The organism is Streptomyces sp. RKAG337 (genome assembly GCF_023701715.1).
Taxonomy (GTDB): Bacteria; Actinomycetota; Actinomycetes; order Streptomycetales; family Streptomycetaceae; genus Actinacidiphila.
In genome coordinates this window covers 2,565,913-2,592,190 of the sequence record NZ_JAJOZA010000001.1, presented here as the reverse complement: position 1 = coordinate 2,592,190, position 26,278 = coordinate 2,565,913, and the positions used below count along the sequence as shown (strand labels likewise).

Here is a 26,278-nt window from a genome sequence, read left to right as displayed (position 1 = left end):
GCCGAGATGATGCTGTGATCGTCAAGACCGTGTGCGGGACGGTCGTGATGCTGAATACTCGGCTCCAAACCGGTCCATGTGTGCTGAGCTGGAGGGGTCGGGCTAGTGAACGACGTGCCAGCGGGGGCCGATGTGTCTGATGAGCGGGGCGGGAGCACTTCTCCCCGGGCCACGGTCTGGCAGTCCAGCCCGCCGGGTTCGATCTACGACTACATCCGCGTGGCCTCCTTCTCGATCGGCCCCGACGGGCGGATCGACCAGTGGAGCGACCGGGCCGCCGAGTTCTTCGGGGTGCCGGCCGCGCAGGCGCTCGGCAAGGACCCCATCACCGCGTTCGCGCCGCCGGACACCTGGGACCGCGGCCATGAGCGGGTCGCGGCTCCCCTTAATTTGCAGAGGGGCCTGGACGGCAGGGAGTGGATAGGCCTCGCGCCCTACCGTGACGCCGCCGGTACCGAGGGCATCGCCGAGATCTATGTGATGCCCGCCGACCGGGGGGCGCTGTGCATCGCCGTCGACGTCTCGTCGCTGCGGCAGATAGAGACCGACCTGGCGGCCTCGCAGGCCGTCTTCGGGCAGTCCCCGATGGGCTTCGTCCTCTTCGACACCCATCTGCGGCTGCTGCGCGTCAACGAACGTTTCGCGACCGTCTTCGGCCGCACCGCCGAGGAGCACCGCGGCCGCGGCCCGCACGACTTCCTGTCCCGGGTCGAGGCCGACCGGCTCACCGCCGCGCTGCGCCAGGTGCTGGAGAGCGGCGATCCGGTCCTGGACATGCCGCTGGTCGGCACCGTGCCGGGGGAGAGCGGGCGCCGCCGCTGGGCGATCTCGCTGTACCGGCTGCACAGCGGCAGCGGGCGGCCGATAGGGGTCGCCGGGCTCGCCATGGACGTCACGGGGCGGCAGCGGGCCGAGCGCGAGGCCGCGCACGCCCGCCGCAATCTCGCCCTGCTCAACGAGGCCGGGGTGCGGATCGGCAACTCGCTGGACCTGGAGACCACCGCCCGTGAACTGCTCGACGTCGCCGTGCCGCACTTCTGCGACCTGGCCTCCGTCGACCTGTACCAGGCGCTGCTCGTCGGCGAGGAGGACCTCGGGGGTACGTCGGACGGCAGCGGCGAGGTGCGCCGGGTGGCGTTCGCCAGCGCCGTCTCGAACGCGCCCTCCGCGATCCTGGGCGATGACGGCGAGGACGGTTCGGTGCCCGTCGGATCCGTCCACCGCCATCCGTTCAACTCGCCCTGCGCCAGCGCGCTCAGGACCGCCCAGACGCAGATGCTGGGGGTGGACCCCGAGCCGGACCTGGGCGGCGCGCTCGTCCAGTCCACGCTGATCGTCCCGATGGTCGCCCGTGACACCGTCCTCGGCCTGGTGCAGTTCTCCCGGGCCAAGGGCAGCGAGCCGTTCTCGGAGCGGGACCGGATGCTCGCCGAGGAGCTCGCCGCGCGCGCCGCGGTCTGTATCGACAACGCGCGGCTGTACCGGCGCGAGCACGAGCGGGCGCTGATACTGCAGCGCAGCCTGCTGCCACCGGGCAATCCGGAGGCGGCCGGGCTGGACATCGCCTGTCGCTATCTGCCGGGCAACATGGAGACCGAGGTCGGCGGCGACTGGTTCGACGTCATCGAGCTGCCGGGGCACCGCACCGCGCTCGTCGTCGGCGACGTCATGGGCCGCGGCCTGCGCGCCGCCGTGGCGATGGGTGAACTCCGCACCGCCGTAAGGACACTGGCGCTGCTCGACCTGGAACCGGCCGAGGTGCTCACCGCACTCGACGAGGTGGCCCGCGGGCTCGGCGCGCCGCCCGAGACCCGCAGCCGGCGCGGCAAGGACCGCGGTGGCACGGACCTCACCGAGGTCTACCTCGCCACCTGCGTCTACGCCGTGTACGACGCGGTCACCCGGCGCTGCACGATCGCCAACGCCGGGCACCTGCCGCCGGTGGTCGTCGAGCCGGGCGGGCCCGCGCTCATGCTGGAGGTCCCCACCGGGATGCCGCTCGGGGTGGGCGGCGAGCCCTTCGAGGAGGTCGACGTCGAGCTCCCGGACGGCGCGCTCCTCGGGCTCTACACCGACGGCCTCGTCGAGTCCCGCAACCATCCGCTGGACGAGGGCCTCGAAGCGCTCCGCGCCGCGTTCGACGATCCGCAGCGTCCCCTGGAGGACGTCTGCGACCACATCCTCGCGACGCTGGACACCGCCCACGGCGAGGACGACATCGCCCTCCTGATGGCCCGCGTCCACGGTCTGCCGGCCGACTCCGTCGGGGACTGGACGCTGGAGCCGCACCCCGCCTCGGTCGCCCGCGCCCGTGAGTACGCCCGCGAACGGCTCATCTCCTGGGGCCTGGAGGAGCTCGTCGACACCACGGAACTGCTCGTCAGCGAGCTGGTCACCAACGCCCTGCGGCACGGCGACGGCGACATCCGGCTGCGGCTGCTGCGCGACCGCACCCTCGTCTGCGAGGTCTGGGACGGCGCGCTGGTCCAGCCCAGGCGGCGGCGCGCCCGCGACACCGACGAGGGCGGCCGCGGCCTCCAGCTCGTCAGCCTGCTCAGCGAGAGCTGGGGCAGCCGCCGCACCCACCGCGGGAAGACCGTCTGGTTCGAGCTCGCCCTGCCGGGCGGCGGCCCCGGCGGGCCGGGGCGGGAACCGACCGTGGACGAGCTGCTGAGCATGTACTAGGCCCTAGCTGAGCGTGTACCAGGCGCCGGGCAGCCCGGGGCCGGCTACTTGACGGTCTTGAGGGCGGCGAGCCTGGCCTCGACCTCCGCGCTGTCCGAGAGGGTGTCGAGGCTCTCGAACTGGGCGTCCAGCGAGGACGCGGCCAGCTCCTCCTTGCCCTTCGCCTTGGCCTCCTCGCGCCGGACCTTGTCCTCGAAGCGGCCCAACTCGCTGGTGGGGTCGAGCACGTTGATGTTCTTGGCCGCGTCCATCATCTGGTTCTGCGCCTGCGCGGACTTGGCGCGGGCCACCAGCGAGTCCCGCCTGCCCTGCAGTTCACCCAGCTTGGTGCGCATCTGGTCGAGCCCGGACTTGAGCTTGTCGACGATCTCGGTCTGGCTCGCGATGACCGGCTCCGCGGTCTTCGCCTCCTTCTCCGACGTGACCTGGCGGCCGAGCGCGACCTTCGCGAGGTTGTCGAAGCGGTCGGCGTCCGCGGTGTTCCCGGCGGCCCGCAGCTCGTCGGCCTTCTTGCTGGCGGCGAGGGCCTTGCCGCCCCATTCCGCGGCGGCCGCCACGTCCTCGTCGTGGTCCTGCTCCATCAGCCGGAGATTGCCGATGGTGGCGGCGACCGCCTCCTCGGCCTCGGAGATGTTGTTGCTGTAGTCGCGGATGAGCTGGTCGAGCATCTTCTGCGGGTCCTCGGCCTGGTCGAGGAGCGCGTTGATGTTGGCCTTCGCGAGCTGGGTCACACGGCCGAGGATCGTCTGCTTCGTCATGGCTGGGTTCCTTCACAGGTAGGTAGAAGAAGCAAGGAGCTGGTCAGAAGCGGCCGCCGCCGCCCATCCGGCCCCGGGTACCGCCGCCGCCGAAGCTCCCGGGACCCCCGCCCCCGCCGAAACCGCCGCCGAACCCGCCCCCGCCCCCGCCGCCGTTCAGGATTCCGCCGAGGATGATCCCGCCCAGCACGGCGCCGCTCATCCCCCCACCGCCGCGCCCGCCACCGCCGAACCCCCCACCGCCGAAGCCGCCGCCGCTCACGTCCTGCTGGGCGAACTGCTGTGCCTGACGTGCCAGTTGGTCGGCCTGCTGGGCCTCGGAGAGCGCGCCCGCCGCATCGGTGGCGGCCAGCGACTCGGCCTGCTCCAGCCGCCGTTCGGCCTCGGCGAGCCGGGTACGGGCCTGGCTGCCGATCGCGCCGCGGTGCGTGGTGATGACGTCCCGGGCCGCGGCCACCTCGCTGCGGGCCGCCAGCAGGGCCTGGCCGAGCAGACCGCGGGCCCGCTGTTCGTTCACGGCTCCCTCGCGGGCGCCGGTCAGTGCCGCGTCGAGAGCGGCGTCCGCCTCCTCGATCCGGCGGAGCCCCGAGATCGGGTCATGGCGGCCGGCCCTCAGCTCCTGCCGTACGTCGGCGAGGACGGACTCGGCGCGGGCTATGCGGCCCCGCAGATCGGCCGTCGGCGCCCCGTCGGCGGTCCCGCTGAGCAGCCCCTTGGCATCGGCCAGGTCGGTGTCGGTCTCGGTCAGCGCGTCCTGGAGCCGGGCGTCGGCCTGCTCCAGTTCCTCCGCACGGCGTACCACCGACTCGGCGAGCGTCCCGGCCTGGTCGAGGGCGCCCTCGGCGGCCCGTACGAACACCGCCGCCCGGGACATGTCGCCCGCGTCGATCGCCTTCCGGGCCCCGTCGATCGCGGTCCCGGCGAACACCAGCCGGTCCCGCGCCTCGGCCGGATGGCCGGTGACCGGTTCGACGGCCGCGTCCGCGTACGTCCGGGTGAGCGTGCCGATCGCGGTCTCGGCCGCGGTCACATGCGCGTCGAGCGCCGCCGCGGTCGCCTCGGCCTGCGCGAGCGCCTGCGGGGCGTTGGACTCCAGCGCCCGCAACCGGTCGAACGCGTCGGACTCGGCGTCCAGCCGGCGGTTCGCCTGGGTGCAGCGGCTCAGGATCTCGTCGAGCATCTGCCGCCGGGTCGCCTCGTCCTCGGGAAAGGCGTCGTCGAGCTTCTGCCGCAGCCGGAAGGCGGCGGTCAGCTCACCGCGCGCGTACGAGACCGCCTCGGTGAACGGCTGGGCCGCCTCGTCACCGAACTGCGCCGCCGCGAAGCCGAGCTCCTCCTGGCTGGTGCGCACGGCGTCGTCCGTCTCCACCAGCAACTGCTTCGCCTGGGCGTCGAGCTCCGGGAGCGGCGTGACCCGGGGCTTCTCGCCCCCGGTGCCCCAGCCGCCGCCCTGCGGCGGCACGCCCCGGCCGCCCCGTTTGCGCCGCGAGTACACCAGCGCGCCGAGCACACCCGCGCTGCCGACCGCCGCGACCGGGATCCACAGGCTGCTCGACCCGTTCCCGTCCGGGCCGCCGCCCGGATCCTCGGTCCCCGGCGTGATCGCGGGCGCCACGACCGGCTGCCCGCCGAGCACCGCCCCGAACCCGTTCGCCGCGCCGATGGCGGCGCCCGCCCAGTCGTTCTGCTTCAGCGCGGGCTCGACCGCCGAGCGGTTCACCTCGTCCAGCTGCGCCTGGGTGAACCCCGAGGTCTGGTCGGCGGAGACCGCGTACTGCCGGTCGTGCGTCGCGACGGCCAGCAGCACGTCGTTCTGCCCGAGGCCGTTGCGCTGCGCGGTGGCATTGGCCCACTCCTGGGCGTCCCGCCCGGAGAAGCCGTTCACATAGGCGACGAAGAGCTGGATCCGATGGCCGGCGTAGAGCTTCTCGAGCGCGTCCGCCACCTGCTGCTTACGGTCGCCCAGCGCGCCGACCTTGTCGGTGATCTGGCCCGTGCGCGACAGCGTGATCGGGTCGTCGGCGTGCGCGGTGCCGGTGGTGCCGGCGAGCGGCAGCAGCAGGGCGCCGAGGAGCACCACGATTCCGCCGAGTCGCCGCATCCGGTACGCGCCCTTCGCCGCGCCACGCGCCTGCGGCGTGGCTCTGTTCGGGAGCGTATGCGCGGTTTGTACGAATCGCGACCGTACGGCCTCCGGCCGAGTGCCGGAGGCCGTACGGTGCGGTTACGGCCGCCGCAGGATCTTGTTGCCCAGCCAGACCAGCGGGTCGTACTTGCGGTCGACCGCCCGCTCCTTGAGCGGGATGAGCGCGTTGTCGGTGATCTTGATGTGTTCCGGGCAGACCTCGGTGCAGCACTTGGTGATGTTGCAGTAGCCGAGCCCGTGGTCGTCCTGGGCCGACACCTTGCGGTCCAGGCCCTCCTCGGCGGCCGCGTCCAGCGGATGCATGTCGAGCTCGGCGATCCGCATCAGGAAGCGCGGCCCGGAGAAGGCGATCTTGTTCTCCTCGTGGTCGCGGACCACGTGGCAGGTGTCCTGGCACAGGAAGCACTCGATGCACTTGCGGAACTCCTGGGAGCGTTCCACGTCCTGCTGCTGCATCCGGTACTCGCCCGGCTTGAGACCGGCCGGCGGCACGAACGCCGGCACCTCGCGGGCCTTCGCGTAGTTGAAGGACACGTCCGTCACCAGGTCCCGGATGACGGGGAACGCCCGCATCGGGGTGACGGTGACGGTCTCCTCGGCCGTGAAGACCGACATCCGCGTCATGCACAGCAGGCTCGGCCTGCCGTTGATCTCCGCGCTGCACGAGCCGCACTTGCCGGCCTTGCAGTTCCAGCGGACCGCGAGATCGGACGCCTGGGTGGCCTGCAGCCGGTGGATGATGTCGAGGACGACCTCGCCCTCGTTCACTTCCACCTGGTAGTCGTTCAGGTCCCCGCCGTCGGCGTCGCCCCGCCACACCTTGAAGTGTGCTGTGTACGTCACGGGGCCAACTCCTCGTCCGTCAGATACTTCAGCAGTTCTTCCTTCTCGAACAGGGCGAGGAGGTCGTCCCGCATCGGGTCCATGTCGCGGTGCCGGAGCGTGACCTGGCCGCGTTCCGGGTCGGTGTCGGCGAGCCCGCCGCTGGGGTCGGACAGCTCGCAGACGAGATTGACCTTCCGCCAGGCCCGGTCCATGCCGGGGTGGTCCTCGCGGGTGTGGCCGCCGCGGCTCTCGGTGCGCTCCAGGGCGGCGCGGGCCACGCACTCGCTGACCAGCAGCATGTTCCGCAGGTCGATCGCCAGGTGCCAGCCGGGGTTGAACTGCCGGTGGCCCTCGACGCCGGCCCGCCGCGAGCGCATCCGCAGATCGGTGAGGCGGCTGAGCGCCTCCGCCATCTCCGGGGCCCGGCGGATGATGCCGACCAGGTCGTTCATGGCCTGCTGCAGTTCCTGGTGGAGGGTGTACGGGTTCTCCGCGACCTGCCCCTGCGGCAGGTCCGGGTCGGAGGCCTCCGCGCTGAACGGGCGCAGCGCCTCGGCCGCCGCGCTGTCGATCTGGTCCTCGGGGACGGCGGGCCGCCCGGTGCCGAGCGCGGCCACGTACTCCGAGGCGTGCAGTCCGGCCCGGCGGCCGAAGACCAGCAGGTCGGAGAGGGAATTGCCGCCCAGCCGGTTCGAGCCGTGCATCCCGCCGGCCACCTCGCCCGCCGCGTACAGCCCCGGCACGCCGCGGGCCGCCGCGGTGTCGGGCTCCACGTCGACGCCGCCCATCATGTAGTGGCAGGTCGGGCCGACCTCCATGGGTTCCGCGGTGATGTCGACGTCGGCGAGTTCCTTGAACTGGTGGTGCATCGACGGCAGCCGCCGTTTGATCTCCTCGGCGGGCAGCCGGGTCGACACGTCGAGGAAGACCCCGCCGTGCGGGGTGCCGCGGCCCGCCTTGACCTCGGAGTTGATGGCGCGGGCCACCTCGTCGCGGGGGAGCAGCTCCGGTGGCCGGCGGAACTTCTCCGGATCGGCGTACCAGCCGTCGGCCTCCTGCTCGGACTGCGCGTACTTCTCCTTGAACACGTCCGGGATGTAGTCGAACATGAACCGTTTGCCGTCGCTGTTGCGCAGCACCCCGCCGTCGCCGCGCACCGACTCGGTGACGAGGATGCCCTTGACGGACGGTGGCCAGACCATCCCGGTGGGGTGGAACTGGATGAACTCCATGTTGATGAGCGGCGCGCCCGCGAGCAGCGCCAGCGCGTGCCCGTCGCCGGTGTACTCCCATGAGTTGGAGGTCACCTTGAAGGACTTGCCGATGCCGCCGGTCGCGAGGACCACGGCCGGGCTCTCGATGACGAACAGCCGGCCCGACTCGCGGATGTAGCCGAAGACCCCGCTGACCGCCGGGCCGTCCTTGAGCACCCGGGTGACCGTGCACTCCTGGAAGACCTTGAGCCGCGCCTCGTAGTCGCCGAACTCGGCGAAGTCCTCCTGCTGCAGGGAGACGATCTTCTGCTGGAGGGTGCGGATCAGCTCCAGGCCGGTCCGGTCGCCGACGTGCGCGAGCCGCGGGTACTCGTGGCCGCCGAAGTTGCGCTGCGAGATCCGGCCGTCCTTGGTGCGGTCGAAGAGCGCGCCCCAGGTCTCCAGCTCCCACACCCGGTCGGGCGCCTCGCGGGCGTGCAGCTCGGCCATCCGCCACTGGTTGAGGAACTTCCCGCCGCGCATGGTGTCGCGGAAGTGCACTTCCCAGTTGTCGTTGGAGTTGGCGTTGCCCATGCTGGCCGCGATGCCGCCCTCGGCCATCACCGTGTGCGCCTTGCCGAACAGCGATTTGCAGATGACCGCCGTGCGCATGCCCTGCTCGCGGGCCTCGATGGCGGCGCGCAGACCTGCTCCGCCCGCGCCGACGACGACCACGTCGTAAGTGTGCCTTTCGACTTGCGTCATGCTTGTTGGCATCCCCTTCGTTTAGAAGAACCGCGGGTCGTCGAAGGCGCCGCTGGCGACGAGATATACGTAGAAGTCCGCGAGTGCCACGCTGATCAGCGAGACCCAGGCGAGCAGCATGTGGTGCCGGTTGAGCTTGCCGACCCAGCCCCAGAGGCGGAACCGCACCGGGTGCTTGGAGAAGTGCTTCAGCCGGCCGCCGATGATGTGCCGGCAGGAGTGGCAGGAGAAGGTGTACGCCCAGATCAGGGTGATGTTCACCAGCATCACGAGGGTGCCGAGGCCCGCGTGGCCCCAGTTGCCGTCCTCGTCGCGGAAGCTCAGCACCACGTCGTACGTCAGGATCCCGGCGACCGGGATCGCGAAGTAGAAGAAGTACCGGTGGATGTTCTGCAGGATCAGCGGGAACCGCGTCTCACCGGTGTACGTGGCGTGCGGCTCGGCGACGGCGCAGGCGGGGGGCGAGGCCCAGAACCCGCGGTAGTACGCCTTGCGGTAGTAGTAGCAGGTGAGCCGGAAGCCGAGCGGGAAGATCAGCACGATCAGGGCCGGGGAGATGCCCCACCAGCTCCCGAAGAGGTGCCAGTCGGCGCCGCCGTTCATGTCGGTGCAGTTCGACGCCAGGCACGGGGAGTAGAACGGCGAGACGTACGGCGCCGCGTAGTAGTCCCCGTTCGCGAACGCGCGCCACGTCGAGTAGACGACGAACGCCCCCAGCCCGAGCGCGGTCACCAGGGGCGGAACCCACCACCGGTCGGTCCGCAGATGTCGGTTCTGAATGGCCGCGCGCCCCTGCGTGTGGACACCGCGGCGGGCGGGACTGCTGTCGGCGGACTCGGTGCTGGAGGTGGTTCCGGTGGCCAATGCGTACTCCGGAGGGGAGCGGAAGGGGCGGGAGCCGGTGACGGCTGCGGTGACGGGCTGGCTCTGCGGTCGCGGGGAGGCCCGCGGCTGTGGGGAGGCGCTGTTACGGCGCGTGGCCGTGGGGTGATCCCAGGCCTTCGTCCTCGCAGTCGGACCACAGCGCGGGGTCGTACGGGGTGTCGGGCACGATCACCATCTCCACCGGGCCCGGTGGGGCGGCGGACGGCGCGGCCTCGCGCAGCAGGGTCAGGCTCTCGCGGAGGTGGTCCGCGTCGGCACGTACACGACGCATGTCGAGGCTGTTCCCGACGTGCTGCTCCAGTCGGCCCACGCAGCGGACCAGGTCGTCCAGCCGGCGCTGAACCGATGTCAGATCGTCTTGCAGGGACATGGATTTGCCCTCAGCTCTGCCGCAGTGCGGTTGGTGACGCTCATGCGGAAGCGAGTGTCGCGCGTCACATGCGCCATTGGGAAGAGCGCGTGCAGGGGAAATGGCGCCCGGCCCGGGATCACGCCCCGGCCGCGCGCCCGCGCGGGCCCCCGGTGGGCGCCCCGCCGCCGTTCGGGTGGCCTGTGGCCCGGTTCGCGCCGTGTCGCGCCGCCGCGCGGGTACCTGTCGCATTCAGTAGGTCCGATAAGCGACAAATACCGCCAACTGAGTATTACTGGTGCACGTCCCGAAGGCGTATGCCGGACCGAAGGCGGCCGGAGAGCCCGCGGAGGTACCTGACCCATGTCCCGCAGCGTCATTCCCGCATCCGTAGGCGGGGCAGAGCCCCGGCCCCGGCATCGCCCCCGGCCCACCGGGCCGGGGCTGCGCGGTGCGGCCCTCCTGGGTGCCGCCGCGCTCGCCCTCGCCGGCTGCTCCGCCGAGACCACCGCGGGCGCGGTCGTCTCGGGCACCGACATCGCCGCCGCGCCCCGCGCCGGCGTCAAGGACGGCGGAACACTGCGCTGGGCCGTCGACGGCGTACCGGCCACCCTCAACGCCTACCAGGCGGACGCCGACGAGGACACGGCCCGGATCGCCGGCGCCGTGCTGCCCGTGATGTTCCGCCTCGACAACCGCGGCGCCCCGCAGCGGGACGCGGACTTCCTGGCCGACGCCTCGGTCGTCGAGACCGAGCCGAAGCAGGTCGTGTCGTACAAGCTCAACCCGAAGGCGAAGTGGAGCGACGGCCGGGCCGTCGGCGCCGACGACTTCAGCGCGCAGTGGAAGGCGCTGAGCGGCCGGAACGCCGCGTACTGGACCGCGCGCAACGCCGGCTACGACCGGATCGCGGACGTCAGCCAGGGCGCGGACAGCCATGAGGTCAAGGTCACCTTCGCCGCCCCGTACGCCGACTGGCGGTCGCTGTTCACACCCCTCTATCCCAAGGCCGTGACCGGCAGCCCGGACGCCTTCAACGAAGGCGCCCGCTCCGCGCTCACCGCCGTCGCCGGGCCGTTCAGGATCAAGGACGTGAACCGCACCGGGGGCGCCGTCACCCTGGTCAGGAACCCGGCCTGGTGGGGCCAGCGCGCCAAGCTCGACCAGCTGGTGCTGACCGTCGTACCGTCCGCGGGCCGCGCCACCGCGCTGACCGGCGGAAAGCTGGACGTCGCGGCGCTGGACCCGAGCGCCCTCGCCTCGGTCCGCAAGGCCGCGGCCGCCAAGAAGCTCGCCGTCCGCAAGGCCCCCGGGGCCGCGTACTCGCAGCTCGCCCTCAACGGCAGCACGGGCCCGCTGGCCGACGAACGGGTCCGCCGCGCGGTGGCCCGCGCCGTCGACCGGCAGGCCATCGCCGACGCCGTGCTGAAGCCGCTCGGCCTGCCCGCCAAGCCGCTCGGCAACCACCTGGTCCTCGCCTCGCAGAACGGCTACGCGGACCACAGCTCGGCCCTCGGCTCCGCGGACGCGGGCCAGGTCCAGGCGCTGCTCGCGGACGCGGGCTGGGAGCACACCGCACCGCAGTCGCAGCCCGGGGCCAAGGCCGCCAACCCGGCCAAGCCCGCCGCTCCGGTACCGGCCAAGCCCGACGCGGCGGCCCCGGCCCTCGGCGTGACGGTGGTCGAGCCCAGCGGAACGCTCCGCAAGGCAGGCAAGCAGCTGAGCCTGCGGTTCGTCGTCCCCTCCACCTCGCCGATGCTGGCCGACGTGGGGAACCGGATCGCCGCGATGCTGTCGAAGATCGGGGTCCGCACCGAGATCACCAAGGTCGCCGACACGAGCTTCTTCCACGACCACGTCGCGGCCGGAAACTTCGATCTGGCCCTGTACTCCTGGCCCGGCACGGCCTACCCGGCCACCGACGACCGGCCGATCTTCGCCAAGCCGCTGCCCGCCCCCGACGGATCGCTGACCGTCGAGCAGAACTACTCACGGGTCGGCACCGACCAGATCGACCAGCTGCTCGACCAGGCGAGCTCGGAACTGGACCAGAAGGCGGCCCACGACATCGCCGCACGGGCCGACTCCCGGATCTGGGCCGCGGCCGGCTCCGTCCCGCTCTTCCAGCGCCCCGAGCTCGTGGCGCTGCGGCCCACGGTCGCGAACGCCGGCGCCTTCGGCTTCGAGTCCCCCCGATACCAGGACATCGGGTTCCGTAAGTAGGGGTCCGCGCGCAGCGCTTTTGCCGGATCGGGCCGCCCCGGCGCCCGGATGGCGGAATACGCGCGGATACCGCCGCTGCCACGGGTCCTTCCGGTCGTCCCACCGGTCCCGCCGGCTCCGGAAGGAGCCTGCGGGGCCGGTGATACCGGCGTTCAAACCTCGCCCGGGCGGCCGAGTCGCCGCGAGCCCCGTACCATGGGGTAAGGCCGCGGCTTGTCCTGCCCGGCGGGCGAGTGCGTCAACACGGAACGCGCAGCCATCCACGATCCCGGGAGAAGCGCCGCAGCATGTCCACGCGCCACGATATTCGTAACGTCGCCATTGTCGCCCACGTCGACCACGGCAAGACGACCCTTGTCGACGCCATGCTCAAGCAGGCCGGCGCATTCGCTGCCCACCAGCACCTCGACGACCGCATGATGGACTCGAACGACCTGGAACGTGAGAAGGGCATCACGATCCTGGCCAAGAACACGGCCGTGAAGTACCACCCCAAGGGTGGCGGCGACGTCATCACGATCAACATCATCGACACCCCCGGCCACGCCGACTTCGGTGGTGAGGTCGAGCGCGGCCTGTCGATGGTCGACGCGGTCGTGCTCCTCGTGGACGCCTCCGAGGGCCCGCTGCCGCAGACCCGCTTCGTGCTGCGCAAGGCGCTGACGGCGAACCTGCCGGTCATCCTGTGCATCAACAAGACGGACCGCCCGGACTCCCGGATCGACGAGGTCATCAACGAGACCTACGACCTCTTCCTGGACCTGGACGCGACCGAGGAGCAGATCGAGTTCCCGATCGTCTACGCCTGTGCCCGTGACGGCGTCGCCTCGCTGACCAAGCCGGAGAACGGCACGGTCCCCTCGGACAGCGACTCGCTGGAGCCGTTCTTCTCCACCATCCTGTCGACGGTCCCCGCCCCCGAGTACACCGAGGGCGCGCCGCTCCAGGCGCACGTCACCAACCTGGACGCCGACAACTTCCTCGGCCGCATCGCGCTCCTCCGCGTCGAGGAGGGCGAGCTCCGCAAGGGCCAGCAGGTCGCGTGGATGAAGCGTGACGGTTCGGTCACCCAGGTCAAGATCACCGAGCTGCTGATGACCGAGGCGCTCACCCGCAAGCCGGCCGAGATGGCGGGCCCCGGCGACATCTGCGCCGTGGCCGGCATCCCGGACATCACCATCGGCGAGACGCTGGCCGACCTGGAGAACCCGGTCGCGCTGCCGCTCATCACGGTCGACGAGCCGGCCATCTCCATGACCATCGGTACCAACACCTCGCCGCTGGTCGGCAAGGGCGGCAAGGGCCACAAGGTCACCGCCCGCCAGGTGAAGGACCGGCTGGACAAGGAGCTCATCGGTAACGTCTCGCTCCGCGTGCTGCCGACCGAGCGTCCCGACGCGTGGGAGGTCCAGGGCCGTGGCGAGCTGGCGCTGGCGATCCTCGTCGAGCAGATGCGCCGTGAGGGCTTCGAGCTGACCGTCGGCAAGCCGCAGGTCGTCACCAAGACGATCAACGGCAAGGTGCACGAGCCGGTCGAGCGCATGACGATCGACACCCCCGAGGAGTACCTCGGCGCGATCACCCAGCTGATGGCGACCCGCAAGGGCCGTATGGAGACCATGACGAACCACGGCTCCGGCTGGGTCCGCATGGAGTTCATCGTCCCGGCCCGTGGCCTGATCGGTTTCCGTACCGAGTTCCTCACGGACACCCGCGGCACCGGTATCGCGCACAGCATCTTCGAGGGTCACGAGCCGTGGTTCGGCGACCTGCGCACCCGTAACAACGGTTCCCTGGTGGCGGACCGCGCCGGCGTCGTGACGCCGTTCGCGATGATCAACCTCCAGGAGCGCGGCGTGATCTTCGTCGAGGCGACCACCGAGGTGTACGAGGGCATGATCATCGGTGAGAACTCGCGTTCCGACGACATGGACGTGAACATCACCAAGGAGAAGAAGCTCACCAACATGCGCGCCGCCTCCGCGGACAACACCGAGAACGTGGTGCCGCCGCGCAGGCTCTCCCTGGAGCAGTCCCTCGAGTTCTGCCGCGAGGACGAGTGCATCGAGGTCACCCCGGAGACCGTGCGTATCCGCAAGGTCGTCCTGGACCAGAAGGAGCGCGGCCGGGCGTACTCGCGCGCCAAGCGCTGACGTCTTCCGCCCGGATCACCGGGTGAAGAGGGGCCCGGGGACGTGTCCCCGGGCCCCTCGGGCTTTGCGGGACGTGTCCCCGGCCCCCTCCGGGCCTTCCAGGGCGCTGCGCGGGCCGTCTGAGTCCGTCCGGCGCCCCGGGCGGACCCCCGGGCCCCAACTGCCGCTGTCAGGCGCTCTGGTGGCTTGGATCAGCCGGTCCGGCGCCCGGGGACGCGTACCCAGGGTGGAGCCACGGTCATGGTGCCTGCGCCGGGGTGCTTCCCGGCACGATCCAGGCCGGCGGCTGCAGTACCGGGGTCTTCCAGTAGATGTCGAGCCGGGTGATGAGCCCGTCCTCGCCGAGTTCCATGACGTTGGCGAACGACATCACGTTCCGTTCGTCGGCCGCCGTCGGCTGGATCGTCTCGACCGCCTCGTTGAGCACCCGCCGGCCGTCCGCGCTGAGGAACGTCCGGCGGGACTCCAGCCGGTGGAAGGCCATCCGCTCCGTCACGCGTGAGACGAACGCCACATACGCCTCCCGGCCCCGGACGGTGTCGTCCTCGTCGCCGCGCATCCCGACGCGTACGAACCCCTCCGCCAGGGTGGAGGCGACCAGCCCCCAGTCGTGCGTGTCGACCCCGCGCCAGAACGACTCCACCGTCTTCTCGCGCCGAGCGTGGTCCAACTCACTGTGAGGCACTGGGGATCCCTTCCCGCGGCCGGCTACAACCTGACGGTCAGTCAGATTAGCCGCCCCGCCGTCAGGAGGCGATGGGTGCGACCAGCTCGACCTCGAACCCCTCGGCGTTCTCCAGATAGGCGGCGTAGTGCGCGTCGCCGCCCGCGAAGGGGTGCCGGTCGGGGAACATCAGGGTCCAGCCGTGCTCCGGCGCCCTGGCCGCGAGATCGTCGGCCATGGCGCGGTCGGCCACGTGGAAGGCCAGGTGGTTGAGGCCCGGCCGGCGCCGCTCGTGCCGGTCGCCGGTGAGGGCGGGGGAGCGCTCGACCACGATGTAGGTGGGGCCGAGTTTCCAGCTGCGCCCCGCGGGCCAGTCCTGGAACGGGGTGTAGCCGAGCTCGCCCAGCAGCCAGCCCCAGCCGGCGGTGGCGGCGGGCAGGTCGGCGACCCACAGTTCGACGTGGTGCAACAGTCCGGAGATCTCCTGGCTCATGGGCCGATTCAACAGGTTCCGGCGGCCGGGCGGGCCCGGTCGTATCGAGGACGCCCGGAGGGTGACCCGCGTAGACTCGGGCTGGCTTTTTCGGACCTCCCGCAACCGATTTCGACGGACCCGCGTCCGCATAGCGGACGCGATTCGCCGGATGTTGCGTTAACAGTCCGTTTCGCGGGTGTCTGTCTACGTTCCAAATGTCCGAATTGTGGGCCAAGTTCATACCCGATGTGATCAAAGCGAGACCATTTGGGTGTGGTTACGCGCCTAAACGTGCCCGATAGTGGGACGCAGTTCAGCTCGGGTCAATGGGTCCAAGCGCTTATGGGGAGCGCCGACTCACGAGCAACAGAGGGCCGGTTTCGCTGTCAGGGGTGTCAGCGGATGGTCGGCCTTCTTTTCACGTAAAAACAGTGAACTCCTGAGGAGGCAATCCATGCGCGGTGCCAAGAGCGCCAAGTGGGTCGTGGGCGCGGTCATCGTTGCCCTTGCAGCGACCGCTTGCGGCGGCGACAACAAGGACGACAAGCCGGCCGGTGCCGGCAAGGCCGGTGGCACCTTCAGCCTCGGCCTCGTCGAGCCGGTCTCGATCGACCCGGTCAACGCCCAGGAGTCCGAGGGCATCCTGGTCACGGACAACCTGTTCACCGGGCTGTACGAGCCGACCGCTGACGGCAAGGTCATACCCGCTCTCGCGACCTCCAAGACGGTCAGCGACGACGGCAAGACCTGGACCTTCAAGATCAAGCCCGGCACCAAGTTCACCAACGGCGAGATCGTCAACGCCGAGGCGTTCATCCGTGGCTGGACCCGTCTGGCCGCCAAGGACTCCGCGTCCGACGTCGCCACGCCCAACGTCGGCGGCATCGACGGCTTCGAAGCGCTGCAGAAGGGCACGGCGACCACGTTCTCCGGCCTGAGCGCGCCGGACGAGAACACCATCCAGGTGAAGCTCAGCACGCCGGACTTCGAGTTCGACGTCAAGACCACGCACACCTCGATGTCCCCGGTGCCGAAGGTCGCGGGCGCCGGCAAGAACCAGGCGTACAACGACGCCCCCATCGGCAACGGCCCGTTCAAGATGTCGGGCAAGTGGGAGCACAACAAGTCGATCACGCTCGTCCGCAACGACGACTACGGTCTGACCAAGGCCCACCTCGACACGGTCAAGATCTCGATCCTGAACTCGGCGAACGCCAGCAACCTGGAGTACCAGGGCTTCCAGTCCGGCCAGTTCGACTGGGCCCGTATGCCCACCGCGCAGCTGACCTCGGCCAAGGCCAAGTACACGGCGCAGAACGAGTGGATCCAGGCCGACACCAGCGGCATGAACTACCTGCTCCCGATCACCGAGAACGGTCCGCTGAAGACCGCCAAGGCCCGTCAGGCGATCTCGTACGCGATCGACCGGGACGCCATCATCGCCGGTGTCTTCCAGGGCATGCAGACCAAGTCGACGACGATCCTTCCGCCGTCCTTCAAGGACGTCTACCAGAAGGACCTCTGCGTCTCCTGCATCAAGCAGGACAAGGACAAGGCGAAGTCCCTCGCGGCCGAGGCCGGTCTGAAGCCCGGTGACGAGCTGCACATCGGCTTCAACACCGGTGGTGGCCACGAGGAGTGGGTCCAGGCCGTCGTCCAGCAGATCAAGGACGTCCTCGGTCTGAACGTCAAGATGGACGCGAAGCCGTTCAAGGAGCTGCTCGCGGCCCAGCAGGCGCCGGGTGCGACCGGTGCCTACCGCTTCGCGTGGGGCGCGGACTACCCGACCCCGGACAACTTCCTGTTCCCGCTGCTGGACTCCAAGTCCATCAACAAGGACGCCTCGGGCAAGGTCCAGGGCGACAACCGCGGTCGCTACAACAACCCGGCGTTCGACGCACTGGTGGAGAAGGCCCGTAGCACCAAGGACTCCGCCGCCCGCAACGAGGTCTACAAGCAGGCCGAGAAGCTGGCGATGGACGACCAGGCCCTGATCCCGCTGTGGAACCGCACCCAGTTCCGTCTGGTGAACACCAAGAAGTTCACCGGTGGGGCGATGGACTTCCACGAGGACCCGAACCTCGCCGAGATCAGCGCGAAGTAGTCACACACCGCCGCAACCAGTGCGGCGCGAACCGGGGGCCGTGGCATCGAGTCGAGACTCGGTCGCCCCGGCCCCGGCCCCCGTCGGGAGCGGTGTGATCCACCGCCCCGTCCAGGCGCGCCCGACCCGGGCGTTGTGGCTGCTTCGGTGCGGCAGCGAGGTAGAGAGGTAAGTCATGGGAAGGTATGTGGTCCGCAGGCTGGGCCAGCTGGTTGTCGTCGTGCTCGGTGCGACGATGATCCTGTTCGCCTGCCTGTTCGTGCTCCCGGGTGACCCGGTGGGCTCGATCGGCGGTGACAAGGCGCGTGATCCCGCGGTGGTCAAGGAACTGCGCGCGAAGTACGGACTGGACGACCCGCTGGTCGTGCAGTACGTGCACTACGTGGAGAAGCTCGGCAAGGGCGATCTGGGTGAGGACTACACCCAGGGCCGCTCGGTCAACGAGATCCTCCAGCCCAAGCTGGTGAACACGGCGAAGCTCGCGGTGACCGCGATCATCTTCGACGTCATCCTGGGCCTGAGCGTCGGTGTACTGGCGGCGATGCGCAGATACTCGGTCTGGGACGTGTCGGTGACGTTCCTCACGACCCTTGCCGTGGGCGTACCTTCCATCGTTATCGGCATGATCCTGCAGCGCTTCTTCGTGGTGGAGCTGGGCTGGTTCCCGCTCATCTCCGACGGGTCGTTCAACTCCATGGTGCTGCCGGCGGTGACGCTGGCCATCATCGACGCCGCCCTTGTCGCGCAGATCGCCCGGAGCACCATGCTCGAAGTGCTGCGCGCGGACTACGTCAAGACCGCGGTGGCCAAGGGGCTGCCGCGCCGGACGATCCTGCTCCGGCACATCATGCGCAACTCCGTCATCCCGGTGATCACCTACCTGGGTATCTCCTTCGGCGGTCTGCTCGGTGGTGCGCTCATCACCGAGACGATCTTCAACTGGGACGGCATCGGACTCGCGCTGATCACGGCGATTCAGTCGCAGAACAACCCGATCATCGTCGGCGTGGTGACGTACAGCGTTGCTGTCTTCATCCTGCTGAACCTGATCGTCGATCTGCTCTACGCCGCACTCGACCCGCGAATCCGCCTCTCCTGACCCGCAGGGTCGTCCCGAATTAGGAGTCACACCATGACTGAGGTCGTCACGGGCATGGATGGGTCGGGTACCACCGCGGCCGGTCCGGCCCCGGCTGCGCAGAGCGCAGCCGAACCGAGCGTCGCGAGGGTCAGCAACTGGAGCGAGATCCGCGCCCGTTTCCTCGCCAACAAGCTGGCCGTCGTCGGCCTGCTGATCGTCGTCATTCTTCTGCTGGTGGCAATTTTCGCTCCGCTGATCGCCCCCGCGGACCCGCTCCACCAGGATCTGATGAACACCCTGAAGGGTCCGAGCGGCAAGCACTGGCTGGGGACCGATGCCCTCGGCCGCGACCAGCTGTCCCGCATCATCTACGGCAGCCGGATCGCGATGATCGTCGGCCTGGCCTCGATCCTGCTCGCCTGCGTCATCGGCATCACGCTGGGTGCGATAGCCGGCTACTTCGGCCGCGCCTGGGACACCGTGATCATGCGCGTGGCGGACGTGTTCTTCGCGTTCCCGCTGCTGGTCGGCGCCATCGTCATCATCCTGCTGATGGGCCGTGGCGTGCTGCCCGTCGTGATCTCGCTGGGCATCTTCTCCTGGGCCACCTTCGCCCGGCTGCTCCGCAGCCAGATCCTGTCGGTGCGTGAGATGGACTACGTGCACGCCGCCAAGGCGCTGGGCGCGAGCCGGCGCAGGATCGTGCTGAAGCACATCCTGCCCAACTCCGTCACCTCGGTGGTGGTCTACGCGGCCAGCAGCGTCGGCATCGCGATCGTCGCCGAGGCCTCGCTGTCCTTCCTCGGCGTCGGGGTGAGCCCCGAGGTCGCCGAGTGGGGAAACATGATCTTCGCGGGCAAGGACTTCATGGGCGTCAAGGACTACCTCTGGGTGTACCCCAGCCTGGCGATCGTCATCACCGCGCTCGGCTTCGTCTTCCTCGGCAACGGCCTGCGCGACGCGCTCGACCCGAAGCTCCGGTGAGGCGCCCTCATGAGTCGGACCCCCACGAGCACGAGCTACGAGCAAGCAGGACGAAGGTGACGGCATGACCACGGTCGAAACGGCCGCCGAGAGCACTGGAACGACCGCCGCCGGCGGCCCGCTGCTCGAAGTGCGCGACCTCCACGTGGAATTCAAGACCCGCGACGGTGTGGCCAAGGCCGTCAACGGCGTCAACTACAGCGTGAGCGCCGGTGAGACGCTGGCGGTGCTCGGCGAGTCGGGCTCCGGCAAGTCGGTGACCGCCCAGGCGATCATGGGCATCCTGGACAGCCCTCCCGGGCGCGTCGCCCAGGGCGAGATCCTCTTCCACGGGCAGAACATCCTGGCCCTGCCGGAGAGCGAGCGGCGCAAGCTGCGCGGCAACAAGATGGCGATGATCTTCCAGGACGCGCTGTCCTCGCTGAACCCGGTGCTCTCCGTCGGCTTCCAGCTGGGCGAGATGTTCCGCGCCCACCAGGGGCTGTCGAAGAAGGACGCGAAGAAGAAGGCCATCGAGCTGATGGACCGCGTCCGGATCCCGGCGGCCAGGGAGCGGGTCGGTGACTACCCGCACCAGTTCTCCGGCGGTATGCGCCAGCGCATCATGATCGCGATGGCCATCGCCCTCGAACCCGACCTGATCATCGCGGACGAGCCGACCACGGCGCTCGACGTGACGGTCCAGGCACAGGTCATGGACCTGCTCGCGGAGCTGCAGCGCGAGTCCAACATGGGTCTGATCCTGATCACCCACGACCTCGGCGTCGTCGCCGACGTCGCGGACAAGATCGCGGTGATGTACGCGGGCCGGATCGTCGAGACCGCGCCGGTGCACGAGATCTACAAGCGGCCGGCCCACCCGTACACCAAGGGCCTGCTCCGGTCGATCCCGCGCCTGGACCAGAAGGGCCAGGAGCTCTACGCGATCAAGGGCCTCCCGCCGAACCTGCTGGCCGTTCCCTCCGGTTGCGCGTTCAACCCGCGCTGCGACATGGCGCAGGACATCTGCCGGACCGATGTGCCGCCGCTGCACACGGTGACCGAGGCCGACGGCGACGAGCTGCCGGGCCGTGGCAGCGCTTGCCACTTCTGGAAGGAGACGATCCATGGCTGATCTCAGCAAGGACGATGAGACGACAGTCGAGGCCGTCGAGGCGGCGATCAACGCCCCGGTCGACCGTGGCGAGCCGATCCTCCAGGTCCGGAACCTGGTCAAGCACTTCCCGCTGACCCAGGGCATCGTGTTCAAGCGGACGGTCGGCGCGGTCAAGGCCGTCGACGGCATCTCCTTCGAGCTGTACCAGGGCGAGACCCTGGGCATCGTCGGCGAGTCCGGCTGTGGCAAGTCCACCGTCGCCAAGCTGCTGATGAGCCTGGAGACGGCCACCGCGGGCGAGGTCCTCTACAAGGGCCAGGACATCACCAAGCTGTCGGGGAAGGCCCTCAAGGTCGTCCGCCGCAACATCCAGATGGTGTTCCAGGACCCGTACACGTCGCTGAACCCGCGCATGACGGTCGGCGACATCATCGGCGAGCCCTTCGACATCCACCCCGAGGTGGCGCCCAAGGGCACCCGCCGCAAGAAGGTCCAGGACCTGCTGGACGTCGTCGGGCTCAACCCGGAGTACATCAACCGGTACCCGCACCAGTTCTCCGGCGGCCAGCGGCAGCGCATCGGCATCGCCCGCGGCCTGGCGCTCAACCCGGAAGTCATCATCTGCGACGAGCCGGTCTCCGCGCTCGACGTGTCGGTCCAGGCCCAGGTCATCAACCTGATGGAGAACCTGCAGGACGAGTTCAACCTCTCCTACATCTTCATCGCCCACGACCTGTCGATCGTCCGGCACATCTCGGACCGGGTCGGCGTGATGTACCTCGGCAAGATGGCCGAGATCGGCTCCGACGCCGAGATCTACGAGTACCCGACCCACCCGTACACCCAGGCGCTGCTCTCGGCCGTCCCCGTTCCGGACCCCGAGGCCCGTGCCCACCGTGAGCGCATCATCCTGACCGGAGACGTCCCGTCCCCGGCCAACCCGCCGTCCGGCTGCCGGTTCCGTACCCGCTGCTGGAAGGCGCAGGACAAGTGCGCCACGGACGTTCCGCTGCTGGCGATCCCGGAGCGCTTCAAGGGCGTCGACTCGCCCGCCGCCCATGACTCGGCATGCCACTTCGCCGAGGTCAAGGACGTCGTGGGCGTCGCGTAACGCGCCGCACACCGTGTGAGGGCCCCTGCCGATCCGTCCTGGATCGGCAGGGGCCCTCACCCGTTCCCGGCTCGTCCCGCCGTCAGGTGTGTGGTGGCGATGCGCATGTTCATGGCGCAGGGGATCGTGCCGTCCGGGAGGGCGAGGGAGGCGGCGCCCGCGGTGAAGGTCTCGCGCAGCGCGTTCGTGGCTTCCCGGGAGAGGGGGCCGAGGTCGTAGAGGGCGGAGAGGGTGACCCACACGTCCTCGAGCGAGCCGCTCAGGTCGATCCGTACGGTCTCCCAGCCGACCGGCGCGAAGCCGGCCGGCGTGAGGATCGCGTCGAGGCCCGCGCGGTCACGGGTCCGCCGGTCGCCGAGGCGGGGGATCCGCTGGGTGTCGGGCACGGCGTCGACGACGGGGCCGGTCAGGGCGCTGAAGAGCTCGTAGGCCTCGCCGCCCGCGGCGCCACCGCCCAGGGCGAGCGCCAGCAGGCCGCCGGGGGCGAGGACCCGGGCGAGCTCGGCGGCGACCCGGTCGACGTCGTTCATGAGCATCAGCGCCATGTGGGAGACACAGGCGTCGAAGTGGTCGCCGGGGAACGGCAGGTCCTGGGCCCGCGCCTCCAGGAGCGTGGCGCCGGCCAGCGCCGGCCGCCGGCGCGCGAGGGCCAGGTCGTCGGGGGAGAGGTCGACGCCCGCGAGCTCCCGGCCGGCGACCGGGTCGTCGCGGACCGGCACCGCAACCGCGGCGCTCCCCTCGTCACCGGCCGGCGCCTCGCCTGCTCCCGCCGCAGCCGCCCCCTCGTCAGCGGCCGGCGCAGCACCCGCCTCCGCCACCTGCTCCAGCAGGAACCCGTCACCGCAGCCGAGGTCCAGCACCCGCCGGTGTCCGGCGACCAGGTCGCTGAGGATCCGGTAGCTGGAGCGGCCGGCGGCGTCCCGGCCACGGGCCAGGGAGCGCGATGTCACGGCCGGGTGCTCGGCGTGAAAAGCGCGCAGGAACGATTCTTCGGCTGTCGTCATCACCCTTCTGACCCTATGTCGGACAACGCCGCTGAGTGAGGCGTTGGCCCACACGGGGTGTCGGCCAGGAGTTCGTAGGGCGACACGGGTGCGCTAGAGGTGCGTCGGTGAAGGGTTTGGGGTGTCATGAGGAACTAAGTGTCATTTGTGACCCATGAGGAGGCACGCGATGCGCGGATCCACGCGCTTGAAGTGGGCCGTCTGTGCGACGGCCGTCGCCCTGGCGGCCACCGCCTGTGGCGGCGGGGGCAGCGACAGCGGTGGTGGAGGCGGCGCCTCGGGAATCGTCAGTGCCTCGTGGGGAGACCCGCAGAGCCCGCTGGAGCCGGCCAACACCAATGAGGTGCAGGGCGGCAAGGTGCTGGACATGCTCTTCCGTGGTCTCAAGAAGTACAACCCGAAGACCGGCAAGGCCGAGAACATGGTCGCGGCGTCGATCACCACCAGCGACTCGCTGAACTTCGCGATCAAGCTGAACCCCGGCTGGACCTTCAGCGACGGCGACCCGGTCACCTCCGACTCCTTCATCAACGCCTGGAACTACGGCGCGCTGCTGAAGAACGCGCAGAAGAACGCCAGCTTCTTCCGCTTCATCGACGGCTACGACGCGGTGCACCCGGAGAAGGAGGGTGCCGCGTCCACCGCCCAGACGCTCGGCGGGCTGAAGAAGGTCGACGACCTGAACTTCACCGTGAAGCTCGGCGCCAAGTTCTCCACCTGGCCCGACACGCTGGGCTACTCGGCGTACGACCCGCTGCCGAAGTCGTTCTTCTCCGACCACGCCACCTGGCTGAACAAGCCGATCGGCAACGGCCCTTACACGGTGGACTCGTACACCAAGGGCCAGACGATGAAGATGCGCAAGTGGGCCGGGTACAAGGGTCCTGACCCGGCCCAGAACGGCGGCATCGACCTGCGGGTCTACACCGACAACAACACCGCGTACACCGACCTGCAGGCCGGCAACATCGATCTGGTCGACGACATCCCCGCGTCGCAGCTCAAGAACGCCAAGTCGGACCTGGGAGACCGGTTCATCAACCAGCCGGCCGGCATCATCCAGACCGTCTCGTTCCCGCTGTACGACCCGAAGTGGTCGGGGCCGAACGCGGCGAAGATCCGCCAGGGTCTGTCGATGGCGATCAACCGCGCGCAGATCACCGAGCAGATCTTCCAGAAGACCCGCGAGCCCGCCAGTGACTGGACCTCGCCGGTGCTCGGCGACGCGGGCGGCTTCAAGGCCGGGCTGTGCGGCGACGCCTGCACGTTCAACCCGACCGAGGCCAAGAAGCTCATCACGGAGGCCGGCGGCCTGCCCGGCGGCCAGGTCACCCTGACGTCCAACGTGGACACCGGTTCGCACAAGGACTGGTCCGACGCGGTCTGCAACAGCATCAACAACGCGCTCGGCAACGACAAGGCGTGCGTCTTCAACCCGATCGGCACCTTCGCGGACTTCCGCTCGAAGGTGACGAACAAGCAGATGACCGGCATGTTCAGGACCGGCTGGCAGATGGACTACCCGCTGATCCAGAACTTCCTGCAGCCGATCTACTACACCAACGCGTCGTCGAACGACTCGCACTACACGAACGCGAACTTCGACAAGCTCATCAACCAGGCGAACGCCGAGCCGGACACCGCGAAGGCCGTCGCGCTGTTCCAGGACTCGGAGAAGCAGCTCGCCATCGACATGCCGGCCATCCCGCTCTGGTACCAGAACGGCACCGGGGGCTACTCCACCAAGATCTCGAATGTGGCGCTGAACCAGTTCAGCGTCCCGGTCTACAACGAGATCAAGGTCAGCTGACCCGCGCGGTGGCCCGGCGCGGTGACCACGCGCCGGGCCACCGCCCGACTTTGGGGAAGGCCCCATGGGACGCTATGTGATCCGGCGCCTGCTGCAGATGATCCCGGTGTTCATCGGCGCCACGTTCCTGATCTTCGTGATGGTGTACGCGCTCGGCGACCCGGTGGCCGCGTTCTTCGGCGACCGCGCCCCCGACCCCGCCACGGCCGCGCAGATCCGGCACCAGTACGGCCTCGACAAGCCGTTGTGGCATCAGTACCTCGACTACATGGGGAACATCTTCACCGGTGACTTCGGGACCGCGTTCAACGGGCAGCCCGTCACCGAACTGATGAAGAGCGCCTTCCCGGTGACGCTGCGCCTGACGCTGGTCGCGATCTTCTTCGAGATCGTCATCGGCATCACCTTCGGTGTGATCACCGGTATGCGCCGCGGCCGCCCCATCGACACCTCGGTGCTGCTGATGACGCTGGTCGTGATCTCCATCCCGGTCTTCGTGCTCGGCTATGTGCTGCAGTACGTGATCGCGGTGCAATGGGGCATCGGCGAGCCATCGGTATCGCCGGAAGCACCGCTCAACGAACTGATCCTGCCCGGCATCGTGCTGGCCCTGGTCTCGCTGGCGTACGTCACCCGGCTGACCCGGACGTCCATCGCCGAGAACACCCGCGCCGACTACGTCCGCACCGCGGTCGCCAAGGGGCTGCCCCGGCGCCGCGTCATCCTGCGGCACCTGCTGCGCAACTCGCTCATCCCGGTGATCACCTTCATCGGGACGGACATCGGCGGCCTGATGGGCGGCGCGATCGTCACCGAGCGGATCTTCAACATCCAGGGTGTCGGATACCAGCTCTACCAGGGCATCCTCCGGCACAACTCAGCGACAGTGGTCGGCTTCGTCACCATCCTGGTGATCGTCTTCCTGCTGGCGAACCTGCTCGTCGACCTGCTCTACGCGGTCCTGGACCCGAGGATTCGGTATGCCTGAGGAGTACGACCGATCGAACGAGTCCGTCGCCCCCACCGGCATGGGCGGATCGATGGACCTGGCCGCCTCCGAGGCCCAGACGCTCGATCACGCGCCGGGCCACGCACCGCAACCGGGCGGCCCGACGGGCAAGCCCCGCAGCCTGTGGTCCGACGCCTGGCACGACCTGCGGCGCAACCCGATCTTCATCATCTCCTCGCTGCTGATCCTCTTCCTGATCGTCATCTCGCTGTGGCCGTCGCTGATCGCCAGCGGCAACCCGCTCCAGTGCGATCTGTCCAAGTCCCAGCAGGGCTCCCAGCCCGGCCATCCCTTCGGGTACGACAACCAGGGCTGCGACGTCTACACGCGCGTGGTGTACGGCGCCCGCGCGTCGGTCACCGTCGGCGTCTGCGCCACGGCGGGCGTCGCGCTGCTGGGCGGCATCCTGGGCGGGCTGGCCGGTTACTTCGGCGGCACCTCGGACGCGGTGCTCTCCCGGATCAGTGACATCTTCTTCGCCATCCCGATCATCCTCGGCGGCCTGGTCTTCCTGTCGGTCGTCACCAACTCCACGGTGTGGCCGGTCATCGGCTTCATGGTGCTGCTCGGCTGGCCGCAGATCGCCCGCATCGCGCGCGGTTCGGTGATCACCGCCAAACAGAACGACTACGTCCAGGCGGCCAAGGCGCTGGGGGCGAACCACAGCCGCATCCTGCTGCGGCACATCGCACCGAACGCGGTCGCCCCGGTGATCGTGGTCGCGACCATCGCGCTCGGCACGTACATCGCGCTGGAGGCGACGCTGTCCTGGCTCGGGGTGGGCCTCAAGCCGCCGACCGTCTCCTGGGGCATCGACATCTCGGCGGCGTCCACCCAGATCCGCAACGCACCGCACATGCTGCTGTGGCCCGCGGGCGCGCTGAGCATCACCGTGCTCGCGTTCATCATGCTCGGCGACGCGGTGCGCGACGCCCTCGACCCCAAGCTGCGCTGACGG

Annotated in this window: 20 protein-coding genes; 11 read left to right on the top strand and 9 right to left on the bottom strand. The window is 69.6% G+C overall.

What is annotated here, in order from left to right; translation table 11 throughout:
- Positions 1 to 132 precede the first annotated feature (132 nt).
- Positions 133 to 2,685 (top strand): SpoIIE family protein phosphatase, encoded by a 2,553-nt coding sequence (locus LNW73_RS11165; RefSeq protein ID WP_250989803.1) that lies wholly within the window; start codon positions 133 to 135, stop codon positions 2,683 to 2,685.
- 44 nt (positions 2,686 to 2,729) lie between these two features.
- Here LNW73_RS11165 and LNW73_RS11160 read toward each other — a convergent pair whose 3' ends face one another.
- The 6 genes from LNW73_RS11160 to LNW73_RS11135 all read right to left on the bottom strand — a co-directional run bounded on the left by LNW73_RS11160 (position 2,730) and on the right by LNW73_RS11135 (position 9,627).
- The gene (locus LNW73_RS11160; protein WP_250977534.1) at positions 2,730 to 3,443 is read right to left on the bottom strand and encodes a PspA/IM30 family protein; all 714 of its coding nucleotides are present in this window, start codon (positions 3,441 to 3,443) and stop codon (positions 2,730 to 2,732) included.
- A gap of 43 nt (positions 3,444 to 3,486) precedes the next feature.
- Complete coding sequence (locus LNW73_RS11155) at positions 3,487 to 5,544, bottom strand: TPM domain-containing protein (RefSeq protein WP_250989802.1); 2,058 nt, start codon at positions 5,542 to 5,544, stop codon at positions 3,487 to 3,489.
- A 123-nt stretch (positions 5,545 to 5,667) separates the two neighbouring features.
- Entirely contained in the window at positions 5,668 to 6,432 is a 765-nt protein-coding gene (locus LNW73_RS11150; protein WP_250977535.1) for a succinate dehydrogenase/fumarate reductase iron-sulfur subunit, read from the bottom strand.
- Positions 6,429 to 8,372: a fumarate reductase/succinate dehydrogenase flavoprotein subunit gene (locus LNW73_RS11145; protein ID WP_250989801.1), complete on the bottom strand. Its 1,944-nt coding sequence runs from the start codon at positions 8,370 to 8,372 to the stop codon at positions 6,429 to 6,431. The genes LNW73_RS11150 and LNW73_RS11145 overlap by 4 nt, the downstream gene beginning before the upstream one ends.
- Before the next feature lie 21 nt (positions 8,373 to 8,393).
- A complete protein-coding gene (locus LNW73_RS11140; RefSeq protein ID WP_250977537.1) occupies positions 8,394 to 9,236 on the bottom strand; it encodes a hypothetical protein in 843 nt (280 codons plus the stop codon).
- 103 nt (positions 9,237 to 9,339) lie between these two features.
- On the bottom strand, positions 9,340 to 9,627 hold the full coding sequence (locus LNW73_RS11135) for a hypothetical protein (RefSeq protein ID WP_138351042.1): 288 nt from the start codon (positions 9,625 to 9,627) through the stop codon (positions 9,340 to 9,342).
- A 342-nt stretch (positions 9,628 to 9,969) separates the two neighbouring features.
- Between LNW73_RS11135 and LNW73_RS11130 the strand changes: the two genes are divergently transcribed.
- Together LNW73_RS11130 and typA are read left to right on the top strand one after the other, a co-directional pair.
- On the top strand, positions 9,970 to 11,829 hold the full coding sequence (locus LNW73_RS11130; RefSeq protein ID WP_250989800.1) for an ABC transporter family substrate-binding protein: 1,860 nt from the start codon (positions 9,970 to 9,972) through the stop codon (positions 11,827 to 11,829).
- Positions 11,830 to 12,116: 287 nt separating this feature from the next.
- On the top strand, positions 12,117 to 13,982 hold the full coding sequence (typA, locus tag LNW73_RS11125; protein ID WP_138351040.1) for a translational GTPase TypA: 1,866 nt from the start codon (positions 12,117 to 12,119) through the stop codon (positions 13,980 to 13,982).
- Between the two features lie 238 nt (positions 13,983 to 14,220).
- Here typA and LNW73_RS11120 read toward each other — a convergent pair whose 3' ends face one another.
- Both LNW73_RS11120 and LNW73_RS11115 read right to left on the bottom strand, forming a co-directional pair.
- On the bottom strand, positions 14,221 to 14,652 hold the full coding sequence (locus LNW73_RS11120) for a nuclear transport factor 2 family protein (RefSeq protein ID WP_250989799.1): 432 nt from the start codon (positions 14,650 to 14,652) through the stop codon (positions 14,221 to 14,223).
- A 76-nt stretch (positions 14,653 to 14,728) separates the two neighbouring features.
- Positions 14,729 to 15,139, bottom strand: a complete 411-nt coding sequence (locus LNW73_RS11115; RefSeq protein WP_250977540.1) for a VOC family protein — start codon at positions 15,137 to 15,139, stop codon at positions 14,729 to 14,731.
- 436 nt (positions 15,140 to 15,575) lie between these two features.
- On the opposite strand from LNW73_RS11115, the gene LNW73_RS11110 reads away from it, so the two are divergent.
- The 5 genes from LNW73_RS11110 (at position 15,576) to LNW73_RS11090 (ending at position 21,497) form a co-directional block, all read left to right on the top strand.
- Positions 15,576 to 17,225 carry a peptide ABC transporter substrate-binding protein gene (locus LNW73_RS11110; RefSeq protein WP_250989798.1) on the top strand — a complete coding sequence of 550 codons (1,650 nt, stop codon included), beginning with the start codon at positions 15,576 to 15,578 and terminating at the stop codon, positions 17,223 to 17,225.
- Positions 17,226 to 17,400: 175 nt separating this feature from the next.
- The gene (locus tag LNW73_RS11105; protein ID WP_250989797.1) at positions 17,401 to 18,324 is read left to right on the top strand and encodes an ABC transporter permease; all 924 of its coding nucleotides are present in this window, start codon (positions 17,401 to 17,403) and stop codon (positions 18,322 to 18,324) included.
- Between the two features lie 33 nt (positions 18,325 to 18,357).
- On the top strand, positions 18,358 to 19,290 hold the full coding sequence (locus LNW73_RS11100) for an ABC transporter permease (RefSeq protein WP_250977543.1): 933 nt from the start codon (positions 18,358 to 18,360) through the stop codon (positions 19,288 to 19,290).
- A gap of 64 nt (positions 19,291 to 19,354) precedes the next feature.
- Positions 19,355 to 20,404, top strand: coding sequence for an ABC transporter ATP-binding protein (locus LNW73_RS11095; protein ID WP_250989796.1), 1,050 nt, complete (start codon positions 19,355 to 19,357; stop codon positions 20,402 to 20,404).
- Complete coding sequence (locus LNW73_RS11090; RefSeq protein ID WP_250977545.1) at positions 20,397 to 21,497, top strand: ABC transporter ATP-binding protein; 1,101 nt, start codon at positions 20,397 to 20,399, stop codon at positions 21,495 to 21,497. The genes LNW73_RS11095 and LNW73_RS11090 overlap by 8 nt, the downstream gene beginning before the upstream one ends.
- 56 nt (positions 21,498 to 21,553) lie before the next feature.
- Here LNW73_RS11090 and LNW73_RS11085 read toward each other — a convergent pair whose 3' ends face one another.
- Entirely contained in the window at positions 21,554 to 22,501 is a 948-nt protein-coding gene (locus LNW73_RS11085) for a class I SAM-dependent methyltransferase (RefSeq protein ID WP_250989795.1), read from the bottom strand.
- Positions 22,502 to 22,670: 169 nt separating this feature from the next.
- On the opposite strand from LNW73_RS11085, the gene LNW73_RS11080 reads away from it, so the two are divergent.
- The 3 genes from LNW73_RS11080 to LNW73_RS11070 all read left to right on the top strand — a co-directional run bounded on the left by LNW73_RS11080 (position 22,671) and on the right by LNW73_RS11070 (position 26,275).
- On the top strand, positions 22,671 to 24,311 hold the full coding sequence (locus LNW73_RS11080) for a peptide ABC transporter substrate-binding protein (protein ID WP_250977547.1): 1,641 nt from the start codon (positions 22,671 to 22,673) through the stop codon (positions 24,309 to 24,311).
- A 64-nt stretch (positions 24,312 to 24,375) separates the two neighbouring features.
- Positions 24,376 to 25,299, top strand: a complete 924-nt coding sequence (locus tag LNW73_RS11075; RefSeq protein WP_138351031.1) for an ABC transporter permease — start codon at positions 24,376 to 24,378, stop codon at positions 25,297 to 25,299.
- On the top strand, positions 25,292 to 26,275 hold the full coding sequence (locus tag LNW73_RS11070) for an ABC transporter permease (RefSeq protein WP_250977548.1): 984 nt from the start codon (positions 25,292 to 25,294) through the stop codon (positions 26,273 to 26,275). The genes LNW73_RS11075 and LNW73_RS11070 overlap by 8 nt, the downstream gene beginning before the upstream one ends.
- Positions 26,276 to 26,278: the final 3 nt, after the last annotated feature.

Bases quoted from the DNA above. Each gene is read 5' to 3' on its own strand.
- LNW73_RS11160 (WP_250977534.1), bottom strand. From the start codon at position 3,443: ATGACGAAGCAGACGATCCTCGGCCGTGTGACCCAGCTCGCGAAGGCC.
- LNW73_RS11155 (WP_250989802.1), bottom strand. From the start codon at position 5,544: ATGCGGCGACTCGGCGGAATCGTGGTGCTCCTCGGCGCCCTGCTGCTG.
- LNW73_RS11145 (WP_250989801.1), bottom strand. From the start codon at position 8,372: ATGACGCAAGTCGAAAGGCACACTTACGACGTGGTCGTCGTCGGCGCG.
- LNW73_RS11135 (WP_138351042.1), bottom strand. From the start codon at position 9,627: ATGTCCCTGCAAGACGATCTGACATCGGTTCAGCGCCGGCTGGACGAC.
- LNW73_RS11130 (WP_250989800.1), top strand. From the start codon at position 9,970: ATGTCCCGCAGCGTCATTCCCGCATCCGTAGGCGGGGCAGAGCCCCGG.
- typA (WP_138351040.1), top strand. From the start codon at position 12,117: ATGTCCACGCGCCACGATATTCGTAACGTCGCCATTGTCGCCCACGTC.
- LNW73_RS11115 (WP_250977540.1), bottom strand. From the start codon at position 15,139: ATGAGCCAGGAGATCTCCGGACTGTTGCACCACGTCGAACTGTGGGTC.
- LNW73_RS11110 (WP_250989798.1), top strand. From the start codon at position 15,576: ATGCGCGGTGCCAAGAGCGCCAAGTGGGTCGTGGGCGCGGTCATCGTT.
- LNW73_RS11105 (WP_250989797.1), top strand. From the start codon at position 17,401: ATGGGAAGGTATGTGGTCCGCAGGCTGGGCCAGCTGGTTGTCGTCGTG.
- LNW73_RS11100 (WP_250977543.1), top strand. From the start codon at position 18,358: ATGACTGAGGTCGTCACGGGCATGGATGGGTCGGGTACCACCGCGGCC.
- LNW73_RS11095 (WP_250989796.1), top strand. From the start codon at position 19,355: ATGACCACGGTCGAAACGGCCGCCGAGAGCACTGGAACGACCGCCGCC.
- LNW73_RS11090 (WP_250977545.1), top strand. From the start codon at position 20,397: ATGGCTGATCTCAGCAAGGACGATGAGACGACAGTCGAGGCCGTCGAG.
- LNW73_RS11085 (WP_250989795.1), bottom strand. From the start codon at position 22,501: ATGACGACAGCCGAAGAATCGTTCCTGCGCGCTTTTCACGCCGAGCAC.
- LNW73_RS11080 (WP_250977547.1), top strand. From the start codon at position 22,671: ATGCGCGGATCCACGCGCTTGAAGTGGGCCGTCTGTGCGACGGCCGTC.
- LNW73_RS11075 (WP_138351031.1), top strand. From the start codon at position 24,376: ATGGGACGCTATGTGATCCGGCGCCTGCTGCAGATGATCCCGGTGTTC.
- LNW73_RS11070 (WP_250977548.1), top strand. From the start codon at position 25,292: ATGCCTGAGGAGTACGACCGATCGAACGAGTCCGTCGCCCCCACCGGC.